This is a genomic window from Achromobacter animicus (assembly GCF_902859585.1).
Classification (GTDB): Bacteria; Pseudomonadota; Gammaproteobacteria; order Burkholderiales; family Burkholderiaceae_B; genus Achromobacter; species Achromobacter animicus.
In genome coordinates, this window is the sequence record NZ_CADIJM010000002.1 from 26,160 (window position 1) to 50,479 (window position 24,320).

The window sequence follows — 24,320 nt, forward strand, 5'->3', positions numbered from 1 at the left end:
GCAAATGGATACCCTGATTCCTTTTGACTACGGCACGCTGCGCGTGGTGTGGTGGGTGCTGCTGGGCGCATTGCTCATCGGCTTTGCCGTCATGGACGGCTTCGACCTGGGCGTGGCGGCGCTGTTGCCGGTGGTCGCCAAGACGGATGCCGAGCGCCGCATCGTGATCAACGTGGTGGGGCCGGTCTGGGAAGGCAACCAGGTCTGGCTCATCACGGCGGGCGGCGCCATCTTCGCCGCGTGGCCGTTGCTGTATGCCGCCTCGTTTTCGGGCTTTTACCTGGCGATGATGCTGGTGCTGCTGGCGTTGATCTTGCGGCCGGTCGGGTTCAAGTACCGCAGCAAGATGGAAGGCACGCGCTGGCGCAACCGTTGGGACGCCGTGCTGTGCTTCTCCGGCGTGGTGGCTTCGCTGGTGTTCGGCGTGGCCATGGGCAACGTCATTCTCGGTGTGCCGTTCACGTACGACGCGATGACGCTGCGCCCCATCTATGAAGGGCACTTCTTCCAGCTGTTCATGCCGTTTGCCCTGCTGGCCGGCGTGCTGAGTGTGGTGATGCTGGCCATGCACGGCGCGGTGCTGCTGGCCTGGCGCACGGATGATCCCGTGTCCTCGCGGGCGCGAAACTGGGGCCGCCTGTGCGCGGTGCTGACGGCGGCGCTGTTCGTGGCCGGCGGCTTCTGGGTGGCGGGCGGCGTGCCGGGCCATGCGATCACCAGCGCGGTCGACATGGGCGCGCCGTCGGATCCGATGCTCAAGACCGTGGCGGTGCAGACCGGCGCCTGGATGGCCAACTACGCGAAGTGGCCGTGGATGTGGATTGCGCCCGCGCTGGGCGTGGCCGGCGCCGTGCTCGCGGCCCTGCTGCTCACTGTGCGCGCCAACATGCTGGCATTCCTGTCGTCCTCGGCGTCCATTGCCGGCGTGATCCTGACGGTGGGTTTCTCGCTCTTTCCGTTCATCATGCCGTCGTCGACGAATCCGAAGGCCGGCCTGACGATCTGGGACGGCTCGTCCAGCCACCTGACCCTGTGGATCATGGTGATCGCGGTCGCCATCTTCCTGCCCATCGTGACGCTCTACACCGGCTGGGTGTATCGCGTCATGCGCGGCAAGGTCACCCATGAAACGGTGGGCGATTCGCCCAACTCGTACTGATAAAGGAGCCTCCACCATGTGGTATTTCTCGTGGATCCTCGGCCTCGGCCTGGCGTGCGCATTCGCCATTCTCAATGCGATGTGGTTCGAGCTGCGCGAAGGTCAGACGCATGACCCGAAAGCCAGCCGCGACGTCGAGTGAGTAACGGCGCAAGCAGCCTCGAGCACGACCCGTCAGCGTCTCTGCAGAAGCCGCCGCGCGAGCAGTCGCGGTGGCTGATGGGGCTGGCCCGGTCGGCTCGGTTCCCGCTGATGCTGGCGGGCGCCGCGCCGCTGGTCAGCGGCGCCCTGCTGATCGTGCAGGCCTGGCTGCTGGCCAGGGTGCTTGATTCGGCCATCGTCGGTCATGTGCCGCGGCACGAACTGATAGGCGGCATCGCCGCCATCGCAGGGCTGATGCTGGTGCGCGCATGCATCACCTGGGCGGGCGAGCGCGCTGGCGCGGATGCGTCCGAACGCATCAAGCGCCACGTGCGCCAGTCCCTGTTCCAACGCCTGGTGCAGAAGGGCCCTTACTGGAGCCGCGGCAAGGCGTCGGGTGAACTGGCGAGCGCCGTGGTCGACCAGGTAGAGGCGCTGGATGGCTTCTTTGCCAAGTACCTGCCCGCGATGGCCGCGGCGGCAATGCTGCCGGTGGCCTTCTCGGTCGTGCTGCTGCCGGTGGATGTGATCGCCGGCCTGGTGCTGTTGATCACCGCGCCGCTGATTCCGCTGTTCATGGCGCTGGTGGGGTGGGGGGCGCAAGGCGCCAGCCGCCGTCACCTGCGTGCCTTCGCCCGCCTGTCGGGCTTTTTCGCGGACCGCCTGCGCGGGCTGTCCACCCTGAAACTGTATGGGCGCGCGCAGGCCGAGGCGCAGTCCGTCGTGGCGGCCAGCGATGCGCTGCGCCAGCGGACGATGTCGGTGCTGCGCATCGCGTTCCTGTCGTCGGCCGTACTGGAATTCTTCGCCGCGCTGGGCGTGGCGGGTGTTGCGGTGTACATCGGCCTGACGTACCTGGGATTCCTGGACGTGCGCTGGTCACCGCTGACCTTGCAGGCCGGACTGTTCTGCCTGTTGATGGCGCCCGAGGTCTATGCGCCGCTGCGCCAGTTTGCCGCCCACTATCACGACCGCGCGACGGCGCTGGCTGCCGTGACGCAGATCGCCGTCCTGTTCGATGGCCTGCCGCAAGCCGATGCCGAAGACACGTCCGCACTGCGCGGCCAACCCGCGCATGCGGGCAAAGGCGCGGTGGTCACCGTGGAAGGTCTGCGCGCCGAGGCACCGGGCCGTGGCCAGCCGGTGCTCGAAAATGCTGCCCTGGTCTTGGCGCCGGGTGAGCACGTGGCGCTGATGGGACCGAGCGGCGTCGGCAAATCCACGCTCATCGAGGCCATCGCCCGTCTGCGGCCGGCCAGCGGCGAAATCCGCATCGATGGCTTGCCGCTGGCGCAATGGGATGAAGCCGCCTTGCGTCAGCGCGTGGCGCTGATCGGCCAGCGGCCGCAGTTGCTGGCCGGATCGATCGCCGACAACATCCGGCTGGGCCAGCCCGGCGCCACGGATGCACAGGTGCAGGACGCCGCGCGCCGCGCCTGCGTGCTGGAATTCACGCAAGACCTGCTGCACGGCCTGGACACCGCACTGGGCAGCCGCGGCCATGGCTTGTCCGGCGGACAGGCGCAGCGCGTGGCGCTGGCCCGTCTGTTTCTGCGGGACCCTGGCCTGATCCTGCTGGACGAACCTACCGCGCATCTGGATGAAGCGACGCAGGCTCGGGTGCTGGACGAGATCCTGCAATTCTCCGCTGGCCGCACCCTGGTGCTGGCGACGCATTCGCCGGCGGTGGCCGCGCGATTTGGCCGGGTGGCGCGCGTCGCCAACGGCACGGTGAAAGACGCATGAAGAATCTGTTGTTGCTCCTGCCCTTGTACGCGCGCCGCAAAGGCGGGCTTTTACTCGCATTGTTCTGTGCGCTGGCGACCGTCGCGGCCGGCGTCGGGTTGCTGGGCGTATCGGGGTGGTTTCTGACCGGCGCGTTCCTGGCCGGCGCCGGCAGCGTATTCAACCTGTTCGCGCCCTCCGCGCTGGTGCGCGGGCTGTCGTTCCTGCGCATCGTGTCGCGCTACGCCGACCGCGTGGTCGGGCATGCCGCGACCTTGCGCCTGCTGGCGGATCTGCGCGCCACGGTGTTTGCGGCGCTGACCCGGCTGACGCCGCGCCAGCTTTCGCGTTATCGCAGCGGCGACCTGGTCGCCCGCATGACGAACGACGTCGATGCGCTGGATACGGTATTTCTGTTTGTGCTGGCGCCGCTGGCCACCGCAATACTTGCCGGGGCGGTGCTCACCGCCGTGCTGGGGCAATGGGTACCGGCCGCGGCGCTGATTTTTGCATTGGCCCTGTTGACCGCGTGCGTGGTGGTGCCCTTGTGGCTATTGCGCGCGGCGCGCAAACCGGGCGTGTCGGCGCAGGAAAGTGCGGCAGGATTGCGCGCGGCCACGCTGGACGCCGTGGAGGGGCACGCGGACATGGTTGCCCTGCATGCGCAGGAGCAGACGCTGGCGCACTTCGAGCGTCTGTGCGAGGCAAGCGCTCTGGCGCGACGCAGCCAGGCACGGGTGGCGGTGCGCGGACAATGGTTCCTGCAGGTGGCCGCAGGTGTGGCGGTGTTGGCGCTGCTGTGGTTCGGTCTCGCCGGGCTTGAGTCGGGACGGATCGAAGGCCCTCTCCTGGCCGGTCTGCTGCTGGCCGTCATCGGCATCTTCGAGGTTGCCGGCCCGATCATGCGGGGCGCATCCCGGATGGGTTCCGCGATGTCGGCGGCGTCGCGTATCCGCGAGATCACGCAAAGCGAACCCGACATGCAGGATCCGGCGATGCCGCGCCCGCTGCCCACAAACGGTGCGTTGGAGCTGGCGGGTGTGCGCTTTGCGTACCCGGCCCGCGCAGCAGGCGACAGTGCGCCGGTGCTGCAGGACTTCAACCTGCGGATCGAGCCGGGCGAACGCGTGGCGATCGTGGGCGCAAGCGGCGCGGGCAAGTCCACGCTGCTGCATCTGATCCTCAGGCTCGAGGATCCGCAGGGCGGGCAGGTCCGGTTCGGCGGTCGCGATGCGCGCGAATGCGCACAGGCGGACTGGCATCGGCGGATCGTCCTGCTGTCGCAGGACGCGCCGGTGTTTCTGGGTACGCTGCGCACCAATCTGTTGATCGGCGATCGCGATGCCGACGATGCCGCGTTGTGGCGCGCCCTGGATGCGGCACGGCTTGGCGATTTCGTGCGCGGCCTGCCCGATGGCCTGGACACGTGGGCCGGCGAGACGGGTTCGCAGTTGTCGGCCGGGCAGGCACGGCGCCTGTGTCTGGCCAGAGCCTTGCTGGCGCCTGCCGCCGTCATCGTGCTGGACGAACCGACCGCGGGATTGGACGCCGCGGCCGAGGCCGCGTTCTTCGCGGATCTGGAACACGCGGTGCGCGGACGCACCGTGGTGCTGGCCACGCACGCCGCGTTGCCCGACGGCGCGGTACATCGTTGCCATGTGTTGCGCGATGGGCAATTGCATGACATGTCATCGCGCGCGGCAATCCTGGCTTAAGCGCAGCGGCGCGGTTATAGTTCGCCTTGCTTCAATTCTTCAGGGCCGATTCCATGCAGACCGACAACGCCGAGTTCATCCGGCGCACCATCCGCAGCGTTCCGGACTGGCCCCAACCCGGTGTCACGTTCCGCGACATCACGCCGGTGCTGCAGGACCCTCGTGCGTTCCGTGTCCTGATCGATCTCTTCGTCTATCGCTACATGCGCCAGCGCCTGGATCTGGTGGCGGGTGTGGACGCGCGCGGCTTCATCGTGGGCAGCGTGCTGGCTTATGAACTGAATCTGGGGTTCGTGCCCGTGCGCAAGAAGGGCAAGCTGCCCTATCGCACGGTGGCCGAGGAATACTCGCTGGAATACGGCAATGCCGCCGTCGAGATGCATACCGATTCGGTCCGCACGGGCCAGCGCGTCCTGCTGGTGGACGATCTGATCGCCACCGGGGGCACCATGCTCGCGGCCATCAAGCTGCTGCAGCGCCTGGGCGCCAACGTGGTGGAAGCCGCCGCCATCATCGACCTGCCGGATCTGGGCGGCTCGGCCAAGGTGGCCGCGACCGGCACGCCGCTTTACACGGTCTGTCAGTACGGCGCGGACACGACGCCGTAGTCCGTGTTGTCGTGATGGCGCCGCAGCTCGGCGCCGCCCTTCGGTGCTGTCCTTCAGCACCGTCCTTCAGCACCGTTTGCTAGTTACGCCTCCGACAATCGGGGCTGGATGAAGTCCAGGAACGCCTTCGTCTTGGCGGGCAGCATGCGCGAAGGCAGCAGCGCAAACAAGGGCAGGGGGGTCAGACTCCATTTCGGCAACACGCGCACCAGGCCCGTCTGCTTGATGGCGCGCTCCATCGCATCAAACACCAGCAGCGGCGTGATGCCCAACCCCTGGCCGGCCAATCGCCCCAGCATCCCCACGTTATTGGCCGACAGGCGGCCAGACACCTGAACGCGTTCCACTTTGTCGCCCGAATGGAGCATCCAGAAGGACGACTCCTCGCGCATGGTCGGGCGCAGGCATTCGTGGTGCGTCAGGTCCGCCGGTACGCGCGGTTCTCCATGGCGCGCCAGGTATTCGGGCGACGCATAGAGCTGGTGCGCCATCAGCACGATCTTGCGCGAGATGAGGCTGGAATCGGGCTGCTGCCCAAAGCGCAGGATCAGGTCGAACGGATTGCTGATGGGATCGATCGGGCGCATGCTCAAGTCGAAGTCGCACTCGATATCGGGATGCTGTTCGCGGAACTCGCGGATCACCGCGGGCAGGAACAACTGCGCAAGACTGGTGGGCAGCGAGATCCGCAGGCGCCCCTTGGGCTGCACTGCCATGTCCAGCAACTGATCGTGCGCGATGCGCGCCTCTTCGACGATGTGCCGGCAGCGTTCGAAATAGATGGCACCTGCTTCGGTCAGGTCGATCTTGCGGGTGCTGCGATTGAGCAGCCGCATGCCGACGCTGCGTTCCAGCTCGCTGACCCGGCGCGACAGTGTGGAAGTCGGGATATTCAGGGCTTCGGCGGCGTGGCTGAAGTTCTTGCGCTTGGCGACCTCGACGAATAGCGCGATGTCGTTAAGCTGGATGTCCATGAATGCCCTCGAGACTCAAATTTCCATTTCTGGCAGATTCGTATGATAAATGGAATTATTGTCCCGCCAGTAGAAATGTCTATTTCTCCGGATTGCACAACAGTTCCATCGCGCGCTGCGTTCAGATTGCGTTACCTAGCTTGCGCGAAACTGAATGAAGTCAACGCCTGCGCGCATGGTGCATCAGTCTGGCGAGCAGGTTCATATGCCGTGTCCCGCACGGATACGACTTGCAATTGTCCCATCCGTGCAAATATGTTCACCAAATTAAGGGTTTTTACTAGGGCCTAATAACCAGATACTTCGTCCCAGCAATCAAATTGTCATATCGAATGCCGCCAACCCGGCGCAAGACGATGTGCAACGTTTAGGATGGAGTCATCTCAATGAAAGCCCTAGCAACCGCACTCATGGTTACCGCTACCCTGGTCGGCATGTCCGCCGCTCACGCCGATGGCAAGACGCGTGAACAAGTCCAGCAGGAACTGCAAGCCGCCAAGGCCGCAGGCACCGTCACCTTTGGTGAACTGGACTATCCGCCCGCCGTCGCCCAGACCACCAGCCTGTCGCGCGAACAGGTTCAGCAGGAATTGCAAAGCGCCAAGGCCGCAGGTCAGGTGACGAGCGCTGAACTGGATTACCCGCCCAAGACCGTGGCGCAGACCGCCGGCAAGAGCCGTGCTGAAGTCCGCCAGGAACTGGCCGACGCCAAGGCGCGCGGCGAATACACGTTTGGCGAATTGGACTACCCGCCCAAGGGCCGCTGATTTCCAGCGCTGGCGCGCCGCGCCGCCCCGCAGGTCACCGAAAGAACCCCTTGTGACGCCGAGGGGTTTTTTTGCGCCTCGCGTTTTTATCTGTGCGGAAACACTGTGGCGTTTACGCCGCACAACTATTCCGCCTGCACTACATATGTTGCCGGCCGGAAGGGCAAGGAAAGCCGCATCTGATCTCGCGATATTCTGATGCGAGCAATGATTCATATTTGAGATCAAGGCCTTAGCGAGCTTTGTGGAACAAGGCGAGCCTTCAGTTTCGCGTCATTATCCCAGCAATGGAAAGTAGTTCGTCGAAATCCGGGTTACTACGAACTGCTACAAGCCGGACACTACGCCCAGTGCATCGCCGCTCGATTCAACGTTGCGGCATGCGAGGGCCCGCGGTGTTCGGCGGCGCCCCGCAATGCGCCTTTCATCTCGCCATTTTGGGGATTCAAATGAAGAAGACGTTTCTGGCCGTCGCGTTGCTGACCGGCTTTGCCGGCGCCGCGCAGGCCGCCGATTCCGTGACGCTGTACGGCTTGATCGATGCTGGCCTCGGTTACGAAAAAGTGAAGTTCAAGGGCAATTCGCAGAGCCGCATCGGTGCGGTTCAGGGCGTGAGCAGCGGTTCGCGTTTTGGCCTGCGCGGCACGGAAGACCTGGGCGACGGCCTGCGCGCCGTGTTCACGCTGGAAGGCGGCTTCGGTCCCCTGAACGGCAAGTCGCTGCAGAACGACCGTTTGTTCGGCCGCCAAGCGACGGTTGGCCTGGACAGCGATTCTTGGGGCCGTTTGGAATTCGGCCGTCAGACGAACCTGGCGTCGAAGTACTTCGGCTCGATCGACCCGTTCTCGATCAGCTACAACAACGCCAACATGGGTACGACGTTCGGCAGCGCCAACACGATGCGCCTGGACAATATGGTCCTGTATCAAACCCCCAGCCTGGGCGGTTTGAAGGTCGGCCTCGGCTACGCGTTCAGCGCGGACGACACCGTCACGGACACGACGCAGAAGGGCTTCGCCACGGGCAACAACAACCGTGTGATCACCGCCGGTGTGCAATACGTCAACGGCCCGCTGAATCTGGCGGCCGCCTACGACCGCTTCAACCCGTCCAACGACCGCGTCGGCGGCAAGGACGCAGCGCGCATCCAGGAATACATTGTCGGCGGTTCGTACGACTTTGAAGTCGTGAAGATCGCGGCTGCTTTCGGCCAGACGCGTGACGGCTGGTTCGTCGGCCAGAACATGGGCACGACGCCCGACGGCATGAACAAGCTGGGTTCGTTCAAGCTGGCTGATGGCTTCCGCGCCAATTCGTACATGATCGGCGCCACCGTGCCGATGGGCCGCCACGCCGTGTTCGGCTCGTGGCAGCGCGCCACCGCCAGCAACGACAAGCTGACGGGCGACGACGCAACGTTCAACGTGTACAGCCTTGGCTACACGTACGACTTCACCAAGCGCACGAACCTGTACGCGTACGCCTCGTATGGCGACAACTACGCGTTCCAGCACGACGCGACCGACACGGCTGTCGCCGTCGGCCTGCGCCACCGTTTCTAAGCGTCAGGACGTCCGGCTGGACCTTGCTGAATGTGCGGGCCATTCTCCGTGGACCGCTGAGTGACAGCGAACCCCCCCTAGATCGGGTTCAGCCGGGCGCGCTTTGCGCACAGAAGGGAAGGGCCTCCGCAAGGAGGCCCTCTCGCATTCAGGACACCTGAATCGCAGCGGCTACAGGAAGAGCTTGTACGCCGGGTTGTCGGTTTCGTTCCAATGCGGATAGCCCAGTTCCGCCACGAAGTTGCGGAACTGCTTCTTGTCCGCCGGCGGCACCTGGATGCCGATCAGGATGCGGCCGTAGTCCGCGCCCTGGTTGCGGTAATGGAACAGGCTGATGTTCCAGTCGGGATTCATCGCGTTCAGAAAGCGCATCAGCGCGCCCGGCCGCTCGGGGAATTCAAAGCGGTACAGCAGTTCGTTGCGCGCCAGCGCCGAACGGCCGCCCACCATGTGGCGCAGGTGGGTCTTGGCCATTTCGTCGTGGGTCAGGTCCAGCGTGTCGAAGCCGTGGCGGCGGAAATTCGCCGCGATCTTGTCAGGTTCTGCGGCCGAAGACACCTGGATGCCGACGAACACGTGGGCGCGGTCCGCGTCCGAGATGCGGTAGTTGAATTCAGTGACGCTGCGTTCGCCCACCAGTTCGCAGAAGCGGCGGAAGCTCCCACGCTGCTCGGGCATGGTGACCGCGAAGACGGCCTCGCGCATTTCGCCGACCTCGGCGCGTTCGGACACGAAGCGCAGCCGGTCGAAGTTCATGTTGGCGCCGCAGGCAATCGCCACCAGCGTCTTGTTTTTCAGATTGTGTTCGGCCGCGTACTGCTTGGCGCCGGCCACCGCCATCGCGCCGGCCGGCTCCAGCACGCTGCGCGTGTCCTGGAAGACATCCTTGATGGCGGCGCAGATCGCATCGGTGTTGACCACCACGTAGTCGTCCACATATTTGCGCGCCAGCTTGAAGGTCTCGGCGCCCACCATCTTGACCGCCGTGCCGTCCGAGAACAGGCCCACGTCGTTCAACTGAACGCGCCGGCCCGCGCGCACGCTGCGCAGCATGGCGTCCGAGTCCTCGGTCTGCACGCCGATGATCTTGATCTCGGGGCGCAGCTGCTTGATGTAGGCCGCCACCCCGGCGATGAGGCCGCCGCCGCCGATCGCCACGAAGATCGCGTCGATGTGGCCGGGATGCTGGCGCAGGATTTCCATGCCCACGGTGCCCTGGCCTGCGATCACGTCGGGATCGTCGAACGGATGGACGAAGGTCAGCTTCTCTTTCTTTTCCAGCACCTGCGCATGCGCGTAGGCGTCCGAAAAGCTCTCGCCGGCCAGCACGACCTCGCCGCCCAGGCGGCGCACGGCGTCGATCTTGACCTGCGGGCTGGTCGTGGGCATGACGATGACGGCGCGGCAGCCAAGCCGGCTGGCCGCCAGCGCAACGCCCTGGGCGTGGTTGCCGGCCGAGGCCGCGATCACGCCGCGATTGCGCGCCGCCGGCGTGAGGTTGGCCATCTTGTTGTACGCGCCGCGCAGCTTGAAGCTGAACACCGCCTGGGTATCTTCGCGCTTGAGCAACATCGTGTTCGACATCCGCTGCGACAGCAGCGGCGCCGCCTCGAGCGGGGATTCGACCGCGACGTCGTAAACCTTGGAAGTCAGGATGCGTTTCAGATAATCAGTGGACATGGACCGCGCAACAGGCAAGAGTGAGGACTGGCCAAGATTATTGCAGGGAAATGCGTGTCGCCTTCCGGGATTCCCGCGGCTACACTGCCGCAACCATGGAAGAAAGTCTCTTATCCGCAGTTCATTGGCTCCTGGGCGTGCTGGCATTGCCCTCAGTCGGCCTGTCGGCCATCTTCACCGTTTCGCTCGTGTCCGCGACGCTGCTGCCCCTGGGCTCCGAGCCGGCGGTGTTCGGCTACATCAAGCTTTCGCCGGACATGTTCTGGCCCGCCATCCTGGTGGCCACCGCGGGCAACACCGTGGGCGGGGCCATCAGCTACGCGATGGGCCTGGGCGCCGAAAAGGCGGTCGAGCGCTGGAAGGAAAAGCACCCGCATCCGCATCCCAAGGCGACCGAGGGCGGCCGCATGCGCGGCCGCTGGAACGAGCGCGCCCATGACTGGCTGCACCGGATGGGACCGCCCGCGTTGCTGTTGTCCTGGTTGCCGGCGGTGGGCGATCCCCTGTGCGCGGTTGCCGGCTGGCTGCGCCTGTCGTTCTGGCCCTGCGTGTTCTACATGGCCATCGGCAAGTTCATGCGCTATCTGTTCATGACCGCCGGGCTGCTCTGGTTCTTTCCTGGGAAAATCTAGCCCTGACGCCGGACTTAAACGGGGACGGTACATGTCGTTCCCGGCGCGCTTTTGGACGCCTTTCCAGACTTATTAGGGGTCAAGTCGGGACAATGGCATAAAATACTTTTTTAAGGGCCCCCTCTTGCCGCCATGAACGCCCCACTCGCCAGCCACATCTTGAACGGGGCGATGCCGCCCGCCGCACCCGCGCGATTGCGCGAAATCCCCTATAACTACACGTCGTTTTCCGACCGCGAAATCGTGGGCCGGTTATTGGGTGAAGACGCCTGGAGCCTGCTGAGCGACCTGCGCGGCGAGCGCCGCACCGGCCGTTCCGCCCGGATGCTCTACGAAGTGCTGGGCGACATCTGGGTCGTGCGCCGCAATCCCTATCTGCAGGACGACCTGCTCGACAATCCCAAGCGCCGCAAGCAGCTCATCGAAGCGCTGCATCACCGCCTGGGCGAAATCGACAAGCGCCGCGACCCGAGCGCGCCCGCTGAAGCCGGCCACGATCCGCATCGCGACGAAAAGGTCGTCGGCCTGCTGGCCCGGGCGCGTTCCGCCATTGCGGCGTTTGAGGGCGAATTCGACCAGACCGCCATGATGCGCAAGCAGGCGCAGAAGGTGCTGGGCCGCATCACCGCGCGCGACAACATCAAGTTCGACGGCCTGTCGCGCGTGTCGCACGTCACGGACGCGACCGACTGGCGCGTGGAGTACCCCTTCGTGGTGCTGACGCCGGACACCGAGGACGAGATCGCCGCGCTGGTCACTGCCTGTATTGAACTGGGCCTGACCATCGTGCCGCGCGGCGGCGGCACCGGTTACACCGGCGGCGCCATTCCGCTGACCTGGAAGTCGGCGGTCATCAACACCGAAAAATTCGACAAGCTGGGCAAGGTCGAGTCCTGTATCCTGCCCGGCCTCACCGAGCCCGTCGCGGTCATCCATGCCGGCGCCGGCGTGGTCACCAAGCGCGTTTCCGAAGCGGCCGAGGCCGCCGGCTTCGTGTTCGCCGTGGACCCGACGTCCGCCGAAGCCTCCTGCGTGGGTGGCAACATCGCCATGAACGCCGGCGGCAAGAAGGCCGTGCTGTGGGGCACCGCGCTGGACAACCTGGCCTGGTGGCGCATGGTCGATCCGGACGGCAACTGGCTGGAAGTCACGCGCCTGGACCACAACATGGGCAAGATCCATGACGTGGAAGTGGCCCGTTTCGAGCTCAAGTGGTTCGATGGCAAGGGCAAGCCCGGTGAGCGCCTGCTCAAAACCGAAACGCTGGAAATCCAGGGCCGCGTGTTCCGCAAGGAAGGCCTGGGCAAGGACGTGACGGACAAGTTCCTGGCCGGCCTGCCCGGCATCCAGAAGGAAGGCTGCGACGGTCTCATCACGTCGGCGCGCTGGGTGCTGCACCGCATGCCGCGCCATACGCGCACCGTCTGTATGGAATTCTTCGGGCAGGCGCGCGACGCCATCCCGTCGATCGTCGAGGTCAAGGGCTACCTGGACGGCGAAGGCAAGGCGCGCGGCGCCATCCTGGCCGGCCTGGAGCATCTGGACGAACGCTATCTGCGCGCGGTCGGCTACGCCACCAAGAGCAAGCGCGGCGTGCTGCCCAAGATGGTCCTGATCGGCGACATCGTCGGCGACGACGACGACGCGGTGGCCGCGGCCGCCAGCGAAGTCGTGCGCCTGGCCAACACGCGTCACGGCGAGGGCTTCGTGGCTGTCAGCCCCGAGGCGCGCAAGAAATTCTGGCTGGACCGCTCGCGCACCGCCGCGATCGCACGTCACACCAACGCCTTCAAGATCAACGAAGACGTCGTGATCCCGCTGCCCCGCATGGGCGAATACACGGATCACATCGAGCGCATCAACATCGAATTGTCGACCAGCAACAAGCTCAAGCTGCTGGGCGAGCTTGACGCGTACCTGTGCACGCCGCTGCCGGTCGGCAAGATCGACGACGCCGACATCGAGACCACGCGCGCCGAGGTGCTGGCCGAACGTACCCGACAGGCCATCGAACTGATCGCCGCCACGCGCCAGCGCTGGCAGTGGCTGCTGGACAACCTGGACCTGCCGCTGGGCGACGCGCTGCCGCAACTCAAAGGCCTTGGCCTGGGCGAGCTTCACGCCACGCTGACCGCCCGCCTGGCGGCACAACCCGGGGCCCGCGTCTTCGACGTGGTGCAGCACCGCACCATCCGCGTCTCCTGGAAGACCGAAGTGCTGGCCGGCCTGCAGCGCGCCTTCTCGGGCGCCGCGTACAAGAAAATCGTCGACGAGCTCGTTGCCATCCATGCCCGCGTGCTCAAGAGCCGCGTGTTCGTCGCGCTGCACATGCACGCCGGCGACGGCAACGTGCACACCAACATCCCGGTCAACTCGGATGACTACGAAATGCTGCGCGAGGCCCACGCGGCCGTCGAGCGCATCATGCAGATTGCACGCGACCTGGATGGCGTGATTTCGGGCGAACACGGCATCGGCCTGACCAAGTACGAGTTCCTGACCGAAGCCGAACTGGCCCCGTTCCAGGACTACAAGCGGCGCGTGGATCCGAACGGCCACTTCAATGCCGGCAAGCTCATGCCCGGCGCGGACCTGCGCCACGCCTGGACGCCCAGCTTCAACCTGATGGGCCACGAGTCGCTGATCATGCAGCAGAGCGACATCGGCGCCATCTCCGAGTCCATCAAGGACTGCCTGCGCTGCGGCAAGTGCAAGCCGGTGTGCGCCACGCACGTGCCGCGCGCGAACCTGTTGTATTCGCCCCGCAACAAGATCCTGGCGACGTCGCTGCTGGTCGAGGCCTTCCTGTACGAAGAACAGACCCGTCGCGGCGTGAGTCTCAAGCACTGGGAAGAATTCGAGGACGTGGCCGACCACTGCACCGTCTGCCACAAGTGCTACAACCCCTGTCCGGTCGATATCGATTTCGGCGACGTGTCGATGAACATGCGCGCCGTGCTGCGCCGCATGGGCCGCAAGTCGTTCAATCCGGGCACGGCCAGCGCCATGTTCTTCCTGAACGCCAAGGATCCGGCCACCATCAACGCCACCCGCAAGGCGATGGTGGGCGTGGGCTACAAGGTGCAGCGCGCCGCGCACGACCTGTTCTCGGGCCTGGTCAAGAAGCAGACCGCCAAGCCGCCGGCCACGGTGGGCAAGCCGCCGCTGCGCGAGCAGGTGGTGCACTTCGTGAACAAGAAGATGCCGGGCGGACTGCCCAAGCAGGCCGCGCGCAAGCTGCTGGACATCGAAGACGCGAACTACGTGCCGATCATCCGCGATCCCAAGGCCACCACGGCGGACACGGAAGCGGTGTTCTACTTCCCGGGCTGCGGTTCCGAGCGGCTGTTCTCACAAGTGGGCCTGGCTACGCAAGCCATGCTGTGGCATGCGGGCGTGCAGACCGTCCTGCCGCCGGGTTACCTGTGCTGCGGCTATCCCCAGCGCGGCAACGGCATGACGGACAAGGCCGAGCAGATCATCACCGACAACCGGGTGCTGTTCCACCGCGTGGCCAACACGCTGAACTACCTGGACATCAAGACCGTGGTGGTCAGCTGCGGCACCTGCTACGACCAGCTTGCCGGGTATGAATTCGAGAAGATCTTCCCCGGCTGCCGGCTGATCGACATCCACGAATACCTGCTGGAAAAAGGCATCAAGCTGGAAGGCGCCAAGGGCGTGCGCTACATGTACCACGACCCCTGCCACACGCCGATGAAACTGCAGGAACCCATGAAGACGGTGCGGGCGCTGGTGGGCGATGGCGCGGTCAAGAGCGACCGCTGCTGCGGCGAGTCGGGCACGTTGGCGGTCAGTCGTCCGGACATCTCGACGCAGGTGCGCTTCCGCAAACAGGAAGAACTGCTCAAGGGCGACGCCGCGATGCGCAGCGACGGCTTCACGGGCGACGTGAAGGTCCTGACCTCGTGCCCGTCGTGCCTGCAGGGCTTGTCGCGTTACGAGGGCGACACCAAGATGGAAGCCGACTACATCGTGGTCGAGATGGCCCGCCACATCCTGGGCGAAGGCTGGATGGAAGACTACGTGCGCCGGGCGAACGCAGGCGGGATCGAACGCGTCCTGGTGTAGGCCTCAGCACGCGCCAAACGGAAACCGCGGCCAGCGATGGCCGCGGTTTTTTTTGCGCTGTCGGACTGGGGGCCGCGCGTGTTTTGCCCGACTGAAAAGCCCTCTTGAAACTCCAAAAACCGATCCCATACTCGGACTGAAGCGATCAGACCTGCGGTCGCGCAAGTCGCGGCTGTGATACGTCTGCATCGGTCCCTTTTTTCGTTCGAGGAGACCTTCATGAGCAACTTTCCTTTCAACGATAACGGCTTTGCCAGCGCGTTCGACGCGATCCAGGAACACATGGGCCGCGTGCTGCGCAATGCCGGCGTACCTGCTGCCTTGCGGGCGACGCCGCAGGCGTACTTCCCGCCCGTCAACGTCGGCGTGTCAGGCGATTCCATCGAAGTCGTCGCCTTCGTGCCTGGCATGGACCCCGAAGGCCTGAACGTGTCGATCGAGAAGAGCCTGCTGACCATCAGCGGTGAACGCAAACCGCAGGAACTTCCTGAAGGCGCCCGCTATTACGCGCGCGAACGTACGCAGGGCCGCTACACGCGCATCATCGAGCTGCCTGCAGACGCGGATCCCGACAACGTGCAGGCGCGCTATACGGACGGCTGCCTCGCCATTTCCATCAAGCGTAAGGAATCGGCCAAGCCGCGCACCGTGACCGTGCAGTGACCCGCCAACGCAACCGCATAGGAGTATCGATCATGAATGAACGCAAAGACCTGACCGTGCCCGCCGAAGCGGCCGTGTCTGACAAGCGCGACGGGCGCGGCGTGACCGTGCCGGCCGTGGACATCTATGAGGACAAGGAAGGCATCACGCTGCTTGCGGATCTGCCGGGCGTGTCCAAGGAACGTTTGCGCATCAACGTCGAGGCCGACGTGCTGCAGATCGAAGGCGAGGCCTCGGTCGAGACGCCCGGCGACCTGCGGCTGGTGCTGGGCGAAATGCGCGCGCCGCTCTTTCGCCGGTCGTTCCGGTTGGGACAGGAGTTCGACCGCGCGCAGATCAGCGCGAGCCTGAAGCAGGGCCTTCTGACGCTGCGCATTCCGCGCGTGCGCGAGGCGCAGCCGCGGCAGATTCCTGTCGTGGCGGGGTGATCCGGGCATAAGGGCGCCATTTGCGACACAGGTGTCAGACACCCGTTGAGATGGCGTCGCAAGCTGACGACCCTCTCCGCCGGGTGTCTGACACCGTCTCAAACACGCCCATGAAAAAAGCCGCGGTCCGATGACCGCGGCGTTCCCATTGCTGCATGACGCCGGGGGCGATCACTCCAGCTTGATGTTTGCCTTCTTGATGACGTCCGCCCAGGCGCTGCGTTCCTGATCGGCATACGTCTTGAAGTCCTGCGCCGACATCGGCATGGGGATGACGCCCATGTCCAGCATCTTCTGCGACACCGCGGGTGACTTGAGCGTGGCGTCCAGATCCGCGGACAGCTTCTTCACCACCGCGTCGGGCAGACCGGCCGGGCCGACCAGGCCTTGCCAGGCGTAGGCCGTGAAATTGGCGACGCCCTGTTCGGCCATCGTCGGGACATCCGGCAGCACCGTCACGCGTTCGGGCGTGGCGGCGGCGAGCACGCGCAGCTTGCCGGCCTTGACGTTGGGCAGGCCCGAACCCAGATCGATGAACATCATGTCCACCTGGCCGCCCAGCAGATCCTGGATGGCGGGCGCGGCGCCCTTGTACGGGACGTGCAGCACGTTGGCGCCGGTGCGCTGCTTGAAGAGTTCCAGCGCCAGGTGATGCGGCGAGCCTGCGCCGGCGGAGGCCGACGTCAGCTTGCCGGGTTCCTTCCTGGCCGCGGCGAGCACGTCTTCGACCGTCTTGTACGGCGAGTTGACGTTCACGGCCAGCAGCAGCGGGAACTTGGCGATGCCGCCGATGTAGGTGAACTTGGCGGGGTCGTACGAGAGCTTGGCGTACAGCGACGAATTGAATGCCAGCGTGCCCGAGTCGGCGGTGCCCACCAGGTAGCCGTTCGGTTCCGCCTGGGCGATGGCCGTGGCGCCAATGATGGTGCCGGCGCCCGGACGGTTCTCGACCACGATGGTCTGGCCCAGCGTCTTTTCCAGGCTGCTGGCCACCGTGCGTGCGACCACGTCGGTGCCGCCACCGGCGGGGTAGGGAACGATCCAGCGGACCGGTTGCGTGGGCCAGGACTGGGCTGCGGCCGCGGTGGCGGCCAGCGATAGGGCGGCAAGCGCCAGCAGGCGCTTTGCGTGCTTGTGCATGGAGTGTCTCCTCGTGCGGGGTATCGTGAGCGCGGCGTCCGCGTGTTGATCGACGTCAACTTGCGCCGCATATTTTTTGCGTGGCTATTATGCCTTGCGCCTACGCAAAAAGGGGCCCGTGATCTGGGCCCCCTCAAATCGTCGCGCGCCAGCCTATTGCCGCTGCGACAAGTCCGCGTGGGTCCGCGTTATTGCGGATCCGGATAGTGCCGCGCGCCAAAGATGGCCGAACCGATGCGCACCTCCGTCGAGCCTTCCTCGATGGCCAGTTCGAAGTCGCCGCTCATGCCCATCGACAGCCGGTCCAGCGCCACGCCGGGAATGTTCTCCTGCACCAGACCATCCCGCAGCTCGCGCAGCGCGCGAAAGCAAGCGCGGACTTCGTCGGCATCGGGCGAGTTGACCGCCAGGGTCATGAGGCCCTGCACACGCAGCGTCGGGTATTCCGAGGCAATGCGGCGCAGGAAGGGGCCGACCTCCTCGGGCTCCATGCCGAACTTGCTGGGCTCGGACGACGTCTTGACCTGCACCAGCACGTCCAGCGTGCGGCCCTCATTTTGCAGACGGCGGTGCAGGGCATCGGCCAGATCCACGCGGTCCAGGGATTGCACTTCCGCGGCGTCGCGCGCGGCATCCTTGGCCTTGTTGGTCTGCAGGTGGCCGATTAGCACCCATTGCAGCCCGTCGCCTTCGAACGCGGCGGCCTTCTGGCGGATCTCCTGCGTCTTGTTTTCGCCAAAGCGCGTCAGGCCCAGCGCCATCGCCTCGCGGATGGCGTCCTCGCCGAACGTCTTGCTGACGGGCAGCAAAGTCACGCTGCCCGGTGCGCGGCCCGCGCGCTCGCAGGCCTCGTGGATGCGTTGCTGGATCTGGGCGAGGCGCCCGGCCATGGTGTCTTCGGCGGTCATGCAGCTCTCTGGCAAAAACAGGAAGTCCCATAGTGTAGGACGTGTTTCGGGCCCGCCGCCGCGCGGGTATCCGCCGCCCCGAATCCCGCCGTTGACCCTGTCTGATCGGCAGGCTTAGAATTTGCGGAGATTTGTTTATATTTCAAAGTTCTATGCCGTCCGGCGCCGCCCATTCGGGCGACACGTTTCCCTCTTAATCAGCCCCCACGCCATGTCCAGTGCAGCGCCCGAATACGTCTTCGCCACGCCTTTCCTGAATCCCCCCGCCTCGCCCATCCGATCGCTCATGCCCTACGCCATGCGTCCGGGCACCATTTCGCTGGCCGGTGGCTATCCGGCCCAGGAATTGTTCGACGTCGACGGCTTGTCGATTGCGTCGTCGCAGGTCACGGCCCGGCTGGGCGCCTGCCTGCAGTATTCCAACATCGACGGCCAGGCCAGCCTGCGGCATGAGCTGGCGCGGCTGTCCGCGGCGCGTGGCCTGCACTGCAATGCCGACACCGAACTTGTCGTGACGGGCGGCTCGCAGCAGGCGCTGGCGCTTCTGACCCGCGTGATGCTGCAACCGGGCGACCACGCCATCATCGAGTCGCCGGCCTTCCCGAATTCCGTGCAGGCCCTGCGCTACACGGGCGCCACGGTGCACACCGTGCCGTCGGGTCCTGATGGCATCGACGTGGACGCGCTGGACGAACTGGCCGCGCGCGTGAAACCCAAGATGGTCTGCGTCGTCGCCTCGTTCTCGAATCCCTGCGGCGCCACCCTGACGCGTGAGCGCCGGCTGCGCTTGCTTGAACTGGCGGTCAAGCACCGTTTCCTGATCGTCGAGGACGATCCCTACAGCGAACTGCGCTTTGCCGGCGAAGCCGTGCCGCCCATCGCGGCATTGGCAGAGGGCGAGGCCCGCCACTGGGCGGTGTACATGGCCAGCATGTCCAAGACGATGGCGCCCGCGCTGCGAATCGGCTGGCTGGTCGCGCCGCCCGAGATCCGCCGCCGCTGCGTCGGCGCCAAGGCGGCCGACGACATGGCGTCCTCGGCCTGGATCCAGGAAATCGTTGCGCAGTACCTGGCAAACGGTCGCTACGACGAACACGTGCCGCGCATCCGTGCCGCCTATGGCCTGCGCTGCGCCGCCATGGCTGACTCGCTGGCGCGGGAACTGGACGGGCGCATCACTTTCAGCAAGCCCGAGGGCGGCATGTTCTTCTGGGCGCGGCTGACGGGCGACGTGGATGCCACGCGCCTGTTGCCCTACGCGATCGAGCACGAGGTGGTCTACGTGCCGGGCAAGGCGTTTTACGCCGACCCGGCGAAAGCGGATCTCTTTGCCATGCGCATGTCGTTTGCCACGATGAACGAAAGCCAGATCGCGCAGGGCATGGTCCGCCTCGGCCGCGCGCTGGACGCGTGCCAGGCCAACGAACCGGTGTCGATCTCGCTGGCGGCTTGACGGCGCGCAGCGCCACGCCCGCCCCGCATTGCTATCCTTTCTGCGCAGGCCGCCGGCATCCGCCGGCGGCATACCTAAATAAGCGCTCGTTATTTGGCGGGGGCGCTTCATGTCTATAAGCTTCTTGCCTTGGCGCGCTTTCGCGCCCGGTAGCAGAAAGGAATCCAGGTCATGAACATTGCAAAAGGGTTGGTGGGCGCGGCGCTCTTGATGGCGGCCGCGCAGGGCGTGCAGGCGGCGACGCTGGACGTCGTGAAGCAGCGCGGCGCCGTGGCGTGCGGCACGACTACGGGCTTTGCCGGCTTTTCCGCCCCTGACGCGCAAGGCAAATGGCAGGGCCTGGACGTGGACCTGTGCCGCGCCATCGCCGCTGCGGTGTTCGGCGACGCGAACAAGATCAAGGTGGTGCCGCTCAATTCGCAGCAACGCTTCACCGCGCTGCAATCCGGCGAAGTCGACGTGCTGACGCGCAACACCACCGTGACGCAGCAGCGCGACACAGCGCTGGGCATCATCCACGCCGGCATCAACTTCTACGACGGCCAGGGCTTCCTGGTGCACAAGTCGCTGGGCGTGAAAAGCGCCAAGGAAATCAACGGCGCCACCATCTGCCTGCAGACCGGCACGTCCAACGAAAACACGCTGGCCGACTGGGCGCGCGCCAACAACGTGACGTACAAGCCGGTCGTCATCGAGACCTTCAACGAGGTCGTCAACGCGTTCGCGTCCGGCCGCTGCGACGTGTTCTCGACCGATGCGTCGGGTCTGGCGTCGATCCGCATCTCCAAGCTGCAGAATCCCGACGACTACGTCGTGCTGCCTGAGATCATCTCCAAGGAACCGCTGGGCCCGTTCGTTCGCCAGGGCGACGACGCGTGGCTGAACATCGTGCGCTGGTCGCTGTCGGCCATGATCGAAGCCGAGGAATACGGCGTGACGTCCAAGAACGTGGACGAACAGGCCAAGAGCGCCAACCCCAACATCAAGCGCATCCTCGGGGTGACGCCGGGTGGCGGCGCCAACCTGGGGTTGGACGAGAAGTGGGCGTACAACATCGTCAAGCAGGTGGGCAACTACGGCGAGAGTTTTGAGCGGAATGTGGGCGAGGGCAGCCCGCTGAAGATCAAGCGTGGCCTGAATGCGCAGTGGACGCAGGGCGGGTTGATGTACGCGTTGCCGATTCGATGATTTGGCGGCATCGGCTACGCGCCCAGTGCGGCGCGTAGCTGGATCGCCCTGTATGACCAAACGCCCCGGACTCGGGGCGTTTTTTTCTGCTTGACCGCGTTTGTTAACCGCGTTCGTTAGCCGCGTCGATATACCTGAGCGATCTTCACGAACGCCACGCGCAGTTCCCGCGTGCCGCCCTGAAAAATCACGGGTTTTCCGCGGTGCGTGAACACGACGAGCCGCTTGGAAAACACCATGGGTACAAACCGCGCAAAGCGTACGTCTTCCCAGGCGACTTCGCGCCGGGTGAACCAGGTCTGGCGGATACCGCGGTCGTCGATCGTGGTGATGGATGTCTGCATGTGCCACGACACGAACAGCAGCGCCACGAAGCACAGCACCACGGCCACCGCCAAGAGCGTGTCAAAAGGCTGCGAGGGCGCGCGGATTGCGGTGGTGACGACCTGCACGCCCAGCACGGCAAGCAACACCCACGTCAGAATACGCACCCAGTCCGGCCAGGCCTGGCCCGCCAGGGGCAACGGGCCGATGGCGCGGAGCAGCGCCGCGAGGTCTTCGGGCGCGGAGGGGGCATTCTGCGTGGTCATGCGGTGCGGGTCATGCGGCGCAGATCAAGCCGCGCGCTTGGCGGCGATGGCGTTGCCGGCGCGGCTGGAGCCCTTGCGGTTCAGATGCGCCGACATCCATTGACCGATGTCGACCACGGCGTCGAAGTCCACGCCGGTGTCGATGTCCAGACCCCGCAGCATATACAGCACGTCTTCTGTCGCGACATTGCCGGTGGCGCCCTTGGCATAAGGGCAGCCCCCCAGGCCGGCCACCGAGGTGTGGAAGATGGAGATGTCGGTTTCCAGCGCCGCCAGGATGTTGGCCAGCGCCTGGCCATAGGTGTCGTGGAAATGGCCGGAGATGCGCGCCGGGTCCACGACGCGCGTAACGGCGGCCATGACTTCGCGCACGCGTTTGGGCGTGCCCACGCCGATGGTGTCGGCCACGTCGATCTCGTCGACCTGCATCGCCAGGTAGCGTTGCGCCACGTCGACCACCGCTTCGACGGGGACTTCGCCCTGGTAGGGACAGCCCAGCGCGCAGCTGATGCTGCCGCGCACGCGAATGCCGGCTTCGCGCGCCGCCTGCACCACGGGTTCGAAGCGCGCGATGGATTCGGCGATCGAGCAATTGATGTTCTTCTGGGAAAAGGCCTCGCTGGCGGCGCCGAAGATCACGATCTCATCCGCGCGGGCGGCCAGCGCCCCTTCAAAGCCCTTCATGTTCGGCGTCAGCACGGAGTAGATGGTGCCGGGCCGGCGCTCGATGCGCGCCATCACGTCGGCGCCGTCGGCCATCTGCGGCACCCATTTGGGCGACACGAACGACGCGGCTTCCACATTGGGGAAGCCCGCGGCGCTGAGGCGGTTGACCAGTTCCACCTTGATGTCGGTGGGGACGAATTCCTTTTCGTTCTGCAGACCATCGCGGGGCGATACCTCGACGATCTTCACGCGGGAGGGCAATGCCATGTCTCTTCCTGTATCGGTATTGGGTGACCGGCGCTACAAGGCTGCGGCGCTGCCGAACATATTAGCGCCATCGCATCCGGCCCCGTTGCGGTGCTAGTGCAAACGCTGGTAGCGGCCGTCATCCAGGCGGGCGATGCGGCCCTGCAATTCCAGTTCAACCAGTTGCGTCTGCAGGGCGGCGGTTTCCAGCCCGCAGCGCGCCTGGATGGCATCCAGGTGCAGCGGGTCAAAGCCCAATGCGTCCAACACGGGATGCGGGGGGAGCACGGCGGGCGCGTCCTTGCGGGCGGGCTGCGGCGGCGTGGGTCCGCCGCCCAATTCATCCGTGATGTCCATGGCCGTCTCGACCAGCTTGGCGCCCTGGCGGATCAGGGCATGGCAGCCGCGCGACAGCGGCGAATGGATGGAGCCGGGAATGGCGAAGACCTCGCGTCCGCATTCCCCGGCAAGCCGCGCTGTGATCAGCGATCCGCTCTGCTTGGCGGCCTCCACGACCAGCACGCCGCGCGCCAGGCCCGCCACGATGCGGTTGCGCTTGGGAAAGTGTTGCGGCCGTGCGCCCGTGCCCAGCGGCAGCTCGGACACCAGCGCGCCGTGCGCCGCAATGCGATGCGCCAGATCGCGGTGGCTGGCCGGATAGATGCGGTCAATGCCTGTTCCCATGACCGCCACGGTGCCTGCGCCCTTGGGACCCGCGTCCAGCGCGCCTTCATGCGCCGCGGCATCGATGCCCAGCGCCAGGCCGCTGACGACCCGCCAGCCCGCGCCGGCAAGGTGCCGCGCAAAGGCACGCGCGTTTTCCTGCCCGCCGGGCGTGGCGTTGCGCGCGCCAACGACCGCCAGGGAAGGTCCGTGCAGATAGGCCGGGTCGCCCGCGACGTAGAGCAGGATCGGCGGATCGGCGATGGTCAGCAGGCTTTGCGGATAGGTGGGATCGGCCAGCGTGAGGATGTGGCGGCCGGGCGCCTGCACCCATTCCAGCGCGCGCTCGACCTGTTCCGCCATGTCGGCCGGCATGGGCGCGGCCAACTGGCGCGCCAGCGCTTCCGGCACGTGCCGCGACAGCGCGGTGGCGCGTTGCGCGTAGATCTGGTCGGGCAGACCCAGCGCGCTAAGTAGCATGCAGGCGGTGGCCGAACCGATGTTGGGTTCGAGGGACAACCGCAGCCAGGCGGCGAGTTCGTCGGAGGATTGCGTCAGCGGCATGAAACGGGCGGAAAAGGACGCGGAAAACGCGTCGGGGGTCCGAGAGTGTCGCATGCGTCGTGTGCGGCGGCGGGCGACGGGTGGACCGATACGCGCGCAGCGAGCCGTCGCCGGAATGCTCGAAAAAAGGGTGCCGTAGCAATGTCCGCAATGCCGGAATTAGCCGAAAACTATTAGAAATCAAGACTCTAATGAATTAAACTCTCGGACAAGCATTCCTACTGGCATCCCCATTCAATGGCTTTACTTCCCATCCTTCGCTACCCGGACCCGCGCTTGCACAAAAAGGCCAAGCCGGTTGCCGAGGTCGACGACCGCATCCGCCAACTCGTGCGCGACATGGCCGAAACCATGTACGACGCGCCGGGTGTGGGTCTGGCCGCGACCCAGGTCGACGTGCATGAGCGCGTGGTCGTGATCGACGTTTCCGAAGACAGCAATCAGTTGCTGACGCTGATCAATCCCGAGATCACCTGGCGCAGCGACGACTACAAGATCTACGAAGAAGGCTGTCTGTCCGTCCCCGGCGTCTACGACGAGGTGGAACGCGCGTCGCGCATCCGCTGCAAGGCGCTGGACATCGACGGCAAGCCGTTCGAGTTCGAAGCCGACGGCCTTCTGGCCGTGTGCGTGCAGCACGAGCTGGATCATCTTGAAGGCAAGGTGTTCGTGGAATACCTGTCGAACCTCAAGCAGAACCGCATCAAAACGAGGCTCAAGAAGGCGGAGCGGGAAGCGCTGCGCGCCTGATCCCGG

21 protein-coding genes are annotated in these 24,320 nt (G+C 65.5%); 14 read left to right on the top strand and 7 right to left on the bottom strand.

Going from position 1 to position 24,320, the window contains the following annotated elements:
* The first annotated feature begins 4 nt into the window (after positions 1–4).
* The 5 genes from cydB to HV681_RS04980 are packed head-to-tail and all read left to right on the top strand — an operon-like array spanning position 5 to position 5,348.
* Complete coding sequence (gene cydB, locus HV681_RS04960; RefSeq protein ID WP_175122042.1) at positions 5–1,159, top strand: cytochrome d ubiquinol oxidase subunit II; 1,155 nt, start codon at positions 5–7, stop codon at positions 1,157–1,159.
* A gap of 16 nt (positions 1,160–1,175) precedes the next feature.
* On the top strand, positions 1,176–1,301 hold the full coding sequence (gene cydX / locus HV681_RS04965; protein WP_175122043.1) for a cytochrome bd-I oxidase subunit CydX: 126 nt from the start codon (positions 1,176–1,178) through the stop codon (positions 1,299–1,301).
* Positions 1,298–3,046: a thiol reductant ABC exporter subunit CydD gene (gene cydD, locus HV681_RS04970; RefSeq protein ID WP_175122044.1), complete on the top strand. Its 1,749-nt coding sequence runs from the start codon at positions 1,298–1,300 to the stop codon at positions 3,044–3,046. The genes cydX and cydD overlap by 4 nt, the downstream gene beginning before the upstream one ends.
* On the top strand, positions 3,043–4,740 hold the full coding sequence (gene cydC, locus HV681_RS04975) for a thiol reductant ABC exporter subunit CydC (protein ID WP_175122045.1): 1,698 nt from the start codon (positions 3,043–3,045) through the stop codon (positions 4,738–4,740). The genes cydD and cydC overlap by 4 nt, the downstream gene beginning before the upstream one ends.
* Before the next feature lie 53 nt (positions 4,741–4,793).
* Positions 4,794–5,348: an adenine phosphoribosyltransferase gene (locus HV681_RS04980; RefSeq protein WP_056319625.1), complete on the top strand. Its 555-nt coding sequence runs from the start codon at positions 4,794–4,796 to the stop codon at positions 5,346–5,348.
* 83 nt (positions 5,349–5,431) lie between these two features.
* Here HV681_RS04980 and HV681_RS04985 read toward each other — a convergent pair whose 3' ends face one another.
* Positions 5,432–6,322 (bottom strand): LysR family transcriptional regulator, encoded by an 891-nt coding sequence (locus HV681_RS04985; protein WP_175122046.1) that lies wholly within the window; start codon positions 6,320–6,322, stop codon positions 5,432–5,434.
* Between the two features lie 386 nt (positions 6,323–6,708).
* Between HV681_RS04985 and HV681_RS04990 the strand changes: the two genes are divergently transcribed.
* Together HV681_RS04990 and HV681_RS04995 are read left to right on the top strand one after the other, a co-directional pair.
* Entirely contained in the window at positions 6,709–7,089 is a 381-nt protein-coding gene (locus tag HV681_RS04990) for a DUF4148 domain-containing protein (protein ID WP_105241081.1), read from the top strand.
* A gap of 449 nt (positions 7,090–7,538) precedes the next feature.
* Positions 7,539–8,651 carry a porin gene (locus HV681_RS04995; protein WP_175122047.1) on the top strand — a complete coding sequence of 371 codons (1,113 nt, stop codon included), beginning with the start codon at positions 7,539–7,541 and terminating at the stop codon, positions 8,649–8,651.
* Positions 8,652–8,822: 171 nt separating this feature from the next.
* On the opposite strand, the gene ilvA is transcribed toward HV681_RS04995, so the two are convergent.
* Positions 8,823–10,331, bottom strand: a complete 1,509-nt coding sequence (gene ilvA, locus HV681_RS05000; protein WP_175122048.1) for a threonine ammonia-lyase, biosynthetic — start codon at positions 10,329–10,331, stop codon at positions 8,823–8,825.
* 95 nt (positions 10,332–10,426) lie between these two features.
* Between ilvA and HV681_RS05005 the strand changes: the two genes are divergently transcribed.
* The 4 genes from HV681_RS05005 to HV681_RS05020 all read left to right on the top strand — a co-directional run bounded on the left by HV681_RS05005 (position 10,427) and on the right by HV681_RS05020 (position 16,146).
* Entirely contained in the window at positions 10,427–10,963 is a 537-nt protein-coding gene (locus HV681_RS05005; RefSeq protein ID WP_175122049.1) for a YqaA family protein, read from the top strand.
* A gap of 132 nt (positions 10,964–11,095) precedes the next feature.
* Complete coding sequence (locus HV681_RS05010; RefSeq protein ID WP_175122050.1) at positions 11,096–15,055, top strand: DUF3683 domain-containing protein; 3,960 nt, start codon at positions 11,096–11,098, stop codon at positions 15,053–15,055.
* A 219-nt stretch (positions 15,056–15,274) separates the two neighbouring features.
* Positions 15,275–15,718, top strand: a complete 444-nt coding sequence (locus HV681_RS05015; RefSeq protein WP_175122051.1) for an Hsp20/alpha crystallin family protein — start codon at positions 15,275–15,277, stop codon at positions 15,716–15,718.
* 32 nt (positions 15,719–15,750) lie between these two features.
* Positions 15,751–16,146: an Hsp20/alpha crystallin family protein gene (locus HV681_RS05020; protein ID WP_175122052.1), complete on the top strand. Its 396-nt coding sequence runs from the start codon at positions 15,751–15,753 to the stop codon at positions 16,144–16,146.
* Positions 16,147–16,317: 171 nt separating this feature from the next.
* Here HV681_RS05020 and HV681_RS05025 read toward each other — a convergent pair whose 3' ends face one another.
* The gene (locus HV681_RS05025) at positions 16,318–17,286 is read right to left on the bottom strand and encodes a Bug family tripartite tricarboxylate transporter substrate binding protein (RefSeq protein ID WP_175122053.1); all 969 of its coding nucleotides are present in this window, start codon (positions 17,284–17,286) and stop codon (positions 16,318–16,320) included.
* 188 nt (positions 17,287–17,474) lie between these two features.
* The gene (locus HV681_RS05030; protein WP_175122054.1) at positions 17,475–18,194 is read right to left on the bottom strand and encodes a YggS family pyridoxal phosphate-dependent enzyme; all 720 of its coding nucleotides are present in this window, start codon (positions 18,192–18,194) and stop codon (positions 17,475–17,477) included.
* A 211-nt stretch (positions 18,195–18,405) separates the two neighbouring features.
* On the opposite strand from HV681_RS05030, the gene HV681_RS05035 reads away from it, so the two are divergent.
* Together HV681_RS05035 and HV681_RS05040 are read left to right on the top strand one after the other, a co-directional pair.
* Entirely contained in the window at positions 18,406–19,647 is a 1,242-nt protein-coding gene (locus HV681_RS05035) for an aminotransferase-like domain-containing protein (protein WP_175122055.1), read from the top strand.
* A gap of 171 nt (positions 19,648–19,818) precedes the next feature.
* Positions 19,819–20,835 carry an amino acid ABC transporter substrate-binding protein gene (locus tag HV681_RS05040; RefSeq protein ID WP_175122056.1) on the top strand — a complete coding sequence of 339 codons (1,017 nt, stop codon included), beginning with the start codon at positions 19,819–19,821 and terminating at the stop codon, positions 20,833–20,835.
* Positions 20,836–20,951: 116 nt separating this feature from the next.
* On the opposite strand, the gene HV681_RS05045 is transcribed toward HV681_RS05040, so the two are convergent.
* From HV681_RS05045 to dprA, 3 genes are all read right to left on the bottom strand, one after another.
* The gene (locus HV681_RS05045) at positions 20,952–21,425 is read right to left on the bottom strand and encodes a hypothetical protein (protein WP_175122057.1); all 474 of its coding nucleotides are present in this window, start codon (positions 21,423–21,425) and stop codon (positions 20,952–20,954) included.
* 24 nt (positions 21,426–21,449) lie between these two features.
* Entirely contained in the window at positions 21,450–22,358 is a 909-nt protein-coding gene (locus HV681_RS05050; protein WP_175122058.1) for a hydroxymethylglutaryl-CoA lyase, read from the bottom strand.
* 93 nt (positions 22,359–22,451) lie between these two features.
* Positions 22,452–23,564 carry a DNA-processing protein DprA gene (gene dprA, locus HV681_RS05055; protein ID WP_175122772.1) on the bottom strand — a complete coding sequence of 371 codons (1,113 nt, stop codon included), beginning with the start codon at positions 23,562–23,564 and terminating at the stop codon, positions 22,452–22,454.
* 237 nt (positions 23,565–23,801) lie between these two features.
* On the opposite strand from dprA, the gene def reads away from it, so the two are divergent.
* Positions 23,802–24,314, top strand: coding sequence for a peptide deformylase (def, locus tag HV681_RS05060; RefSeq protein ID WP_175122059.1), 513 nt, complete (start codon positions 23,802–23,804; stop codon positions 24,312–24,314).
* The last annotated feature ends 6 nt before the right edge of the window (positions 24,315–24,320 follow it).

Excerpts from the sequence above, each read along its gene's own strand:
- HV681_RS04990 (WP_105241081.1), top strand. The coding sequence starts at position 6,709 with ATGAAAGCCCTAGCAACCGCACTCATGGTTACCGCTACCCTGGTCGGC.
- HV681_RS05035 (WP_175122055.1), top strand. The coding sequence starts at position 18,406 with ATGTCCAGTGCAGCGCCCGAATACGTCTTCGCCACGCCTTTCCTGAAT.
- ilvA (WP_175122048.1), bottom strand. The coding sequence starts at position 10,331 with ATGTCCACTGATTATCTGAAACGCATCCTGACTTCCAAGGTTTACGAC.
- HV681_RS05025 (WP_175122053.1), bottom strand. The coding sequence starts at position 17,286 with ATGCACAAGCACGCAAAGCGCCTGCTGGCGCTTGCCGCCCTATCGCTG.
- HV681_RS05020 (WP_175122052.1), top strand. The coding sequence starts at position 15,751 with ATGAATGAACGCAAAGACCTGACCGTGCCCGCCGAAGCGGCCGTGTCT.
- def (WP_175122059.1), top strand. The coding sequence starts at position 23,802 with ATGGCTTTACTTCCCATCCTTCGCTACCCGGACCCGCGCTTGCACAAA.
- HV681_RS05030 (WP_175122054.1), bottom strand. The coding sequence starts at position 18,194 with ATGACCGCCGAAGACACCATGGCCGGGCGCCTCGCCCAGATCCAGCAA.
- HV681_RS05010 (WP_175122050.1), top strand. The coding sequence starts at position 11,096 with ATGAACGCCCCACTCGCCAGCCACATCTTGAACGGGGCGATGCCGCCC.
- HV681_RS04980 (WP_056319625.1), top strand. The coding sequence starts at position 4,794 with ATGCAGACCGACAACGCCGAGTTCATCCGGCGCACCATCCGCAGCGTT.
- HV681_RS04995 (WP_175122047.1), top strand. The coding sequence starts at position 7,539 with ATGAAGAAGACGTTTCTGGCCGTCGCGTTGCTGACCGGCTTTGCCGGC.
- HV681_RS05040 (WP_175122056.1), top strand. The coding sequence starts at position 19,819 with ATGAACATTGCAAAAGGGTTGGTGGGCGCGGCGCTCTTGATGGCGGCC.
- HV681_RS05015 (WP_175122051.1), top strand. The coding sequence starts at position 15,275 with ATGAGCAACTTTCCTTTCAACGATAACGGCTTTGCCAGCGCGTTCGAC.
- HV681_RS05050 (WP_175122058.1), bottom strand. The coding sequence starts at position 22,358 with ATGGCATTGCCCTCCCGCGTGAAGATCGTCGAGGTATCGCCCCGCGAT.
- cydB (WP_175122042.1), top strand. The coding sequence starts at position 5 with ATGGATACCCTGATTCCTTTTGACTACGGCACGCTGCGCGTGGTGTGG.
- cydX (WP_175122043.1), top strand. The coding sequence starts at position 1,176 with ATGTGGTATTTCTCGTGGATCCTCGGCCTCGGCCTGGCGTGCGCATTC.
- cydC (WP_175122045.1), top strand. The coding sequence starts at position 3,043 with ATGAAGAATCTGTTGTTGCTCCTGCCCTTGTACGCGCGCCGCAAAGGC.
- HV681_RS04985 (WP_175122046.1), bottom strand. The coding sequence starts at position 6,322 with ATGGACATCCAGCTTAACGACATCGCGCTATTCGTCGAGGTCGCCAAG.
- HV681_RS05005 (WP_175122049.1), top strand. The coding sequence starts at position 10,427 with ATGGAAGAAAGTCTCTTATCCGCAGTTCATTGGCTCCTGGGCGTGCTG.
- HV681_RS05045 (WP_175122057.1), bottom strand. The coding sequence starts at position 21,425 with ATGACCACGCAGAATGCCCCCTCCGCGCCCGAAGACCTCGCGGCGCTG.
- dprA (WP_175122772.1), bottom strand. The coding sequence starts at position 23,564 with ATGCCGCTGACGCAATCCTCCGACGAACTCGCCGCCTGGCTGCGGTTG.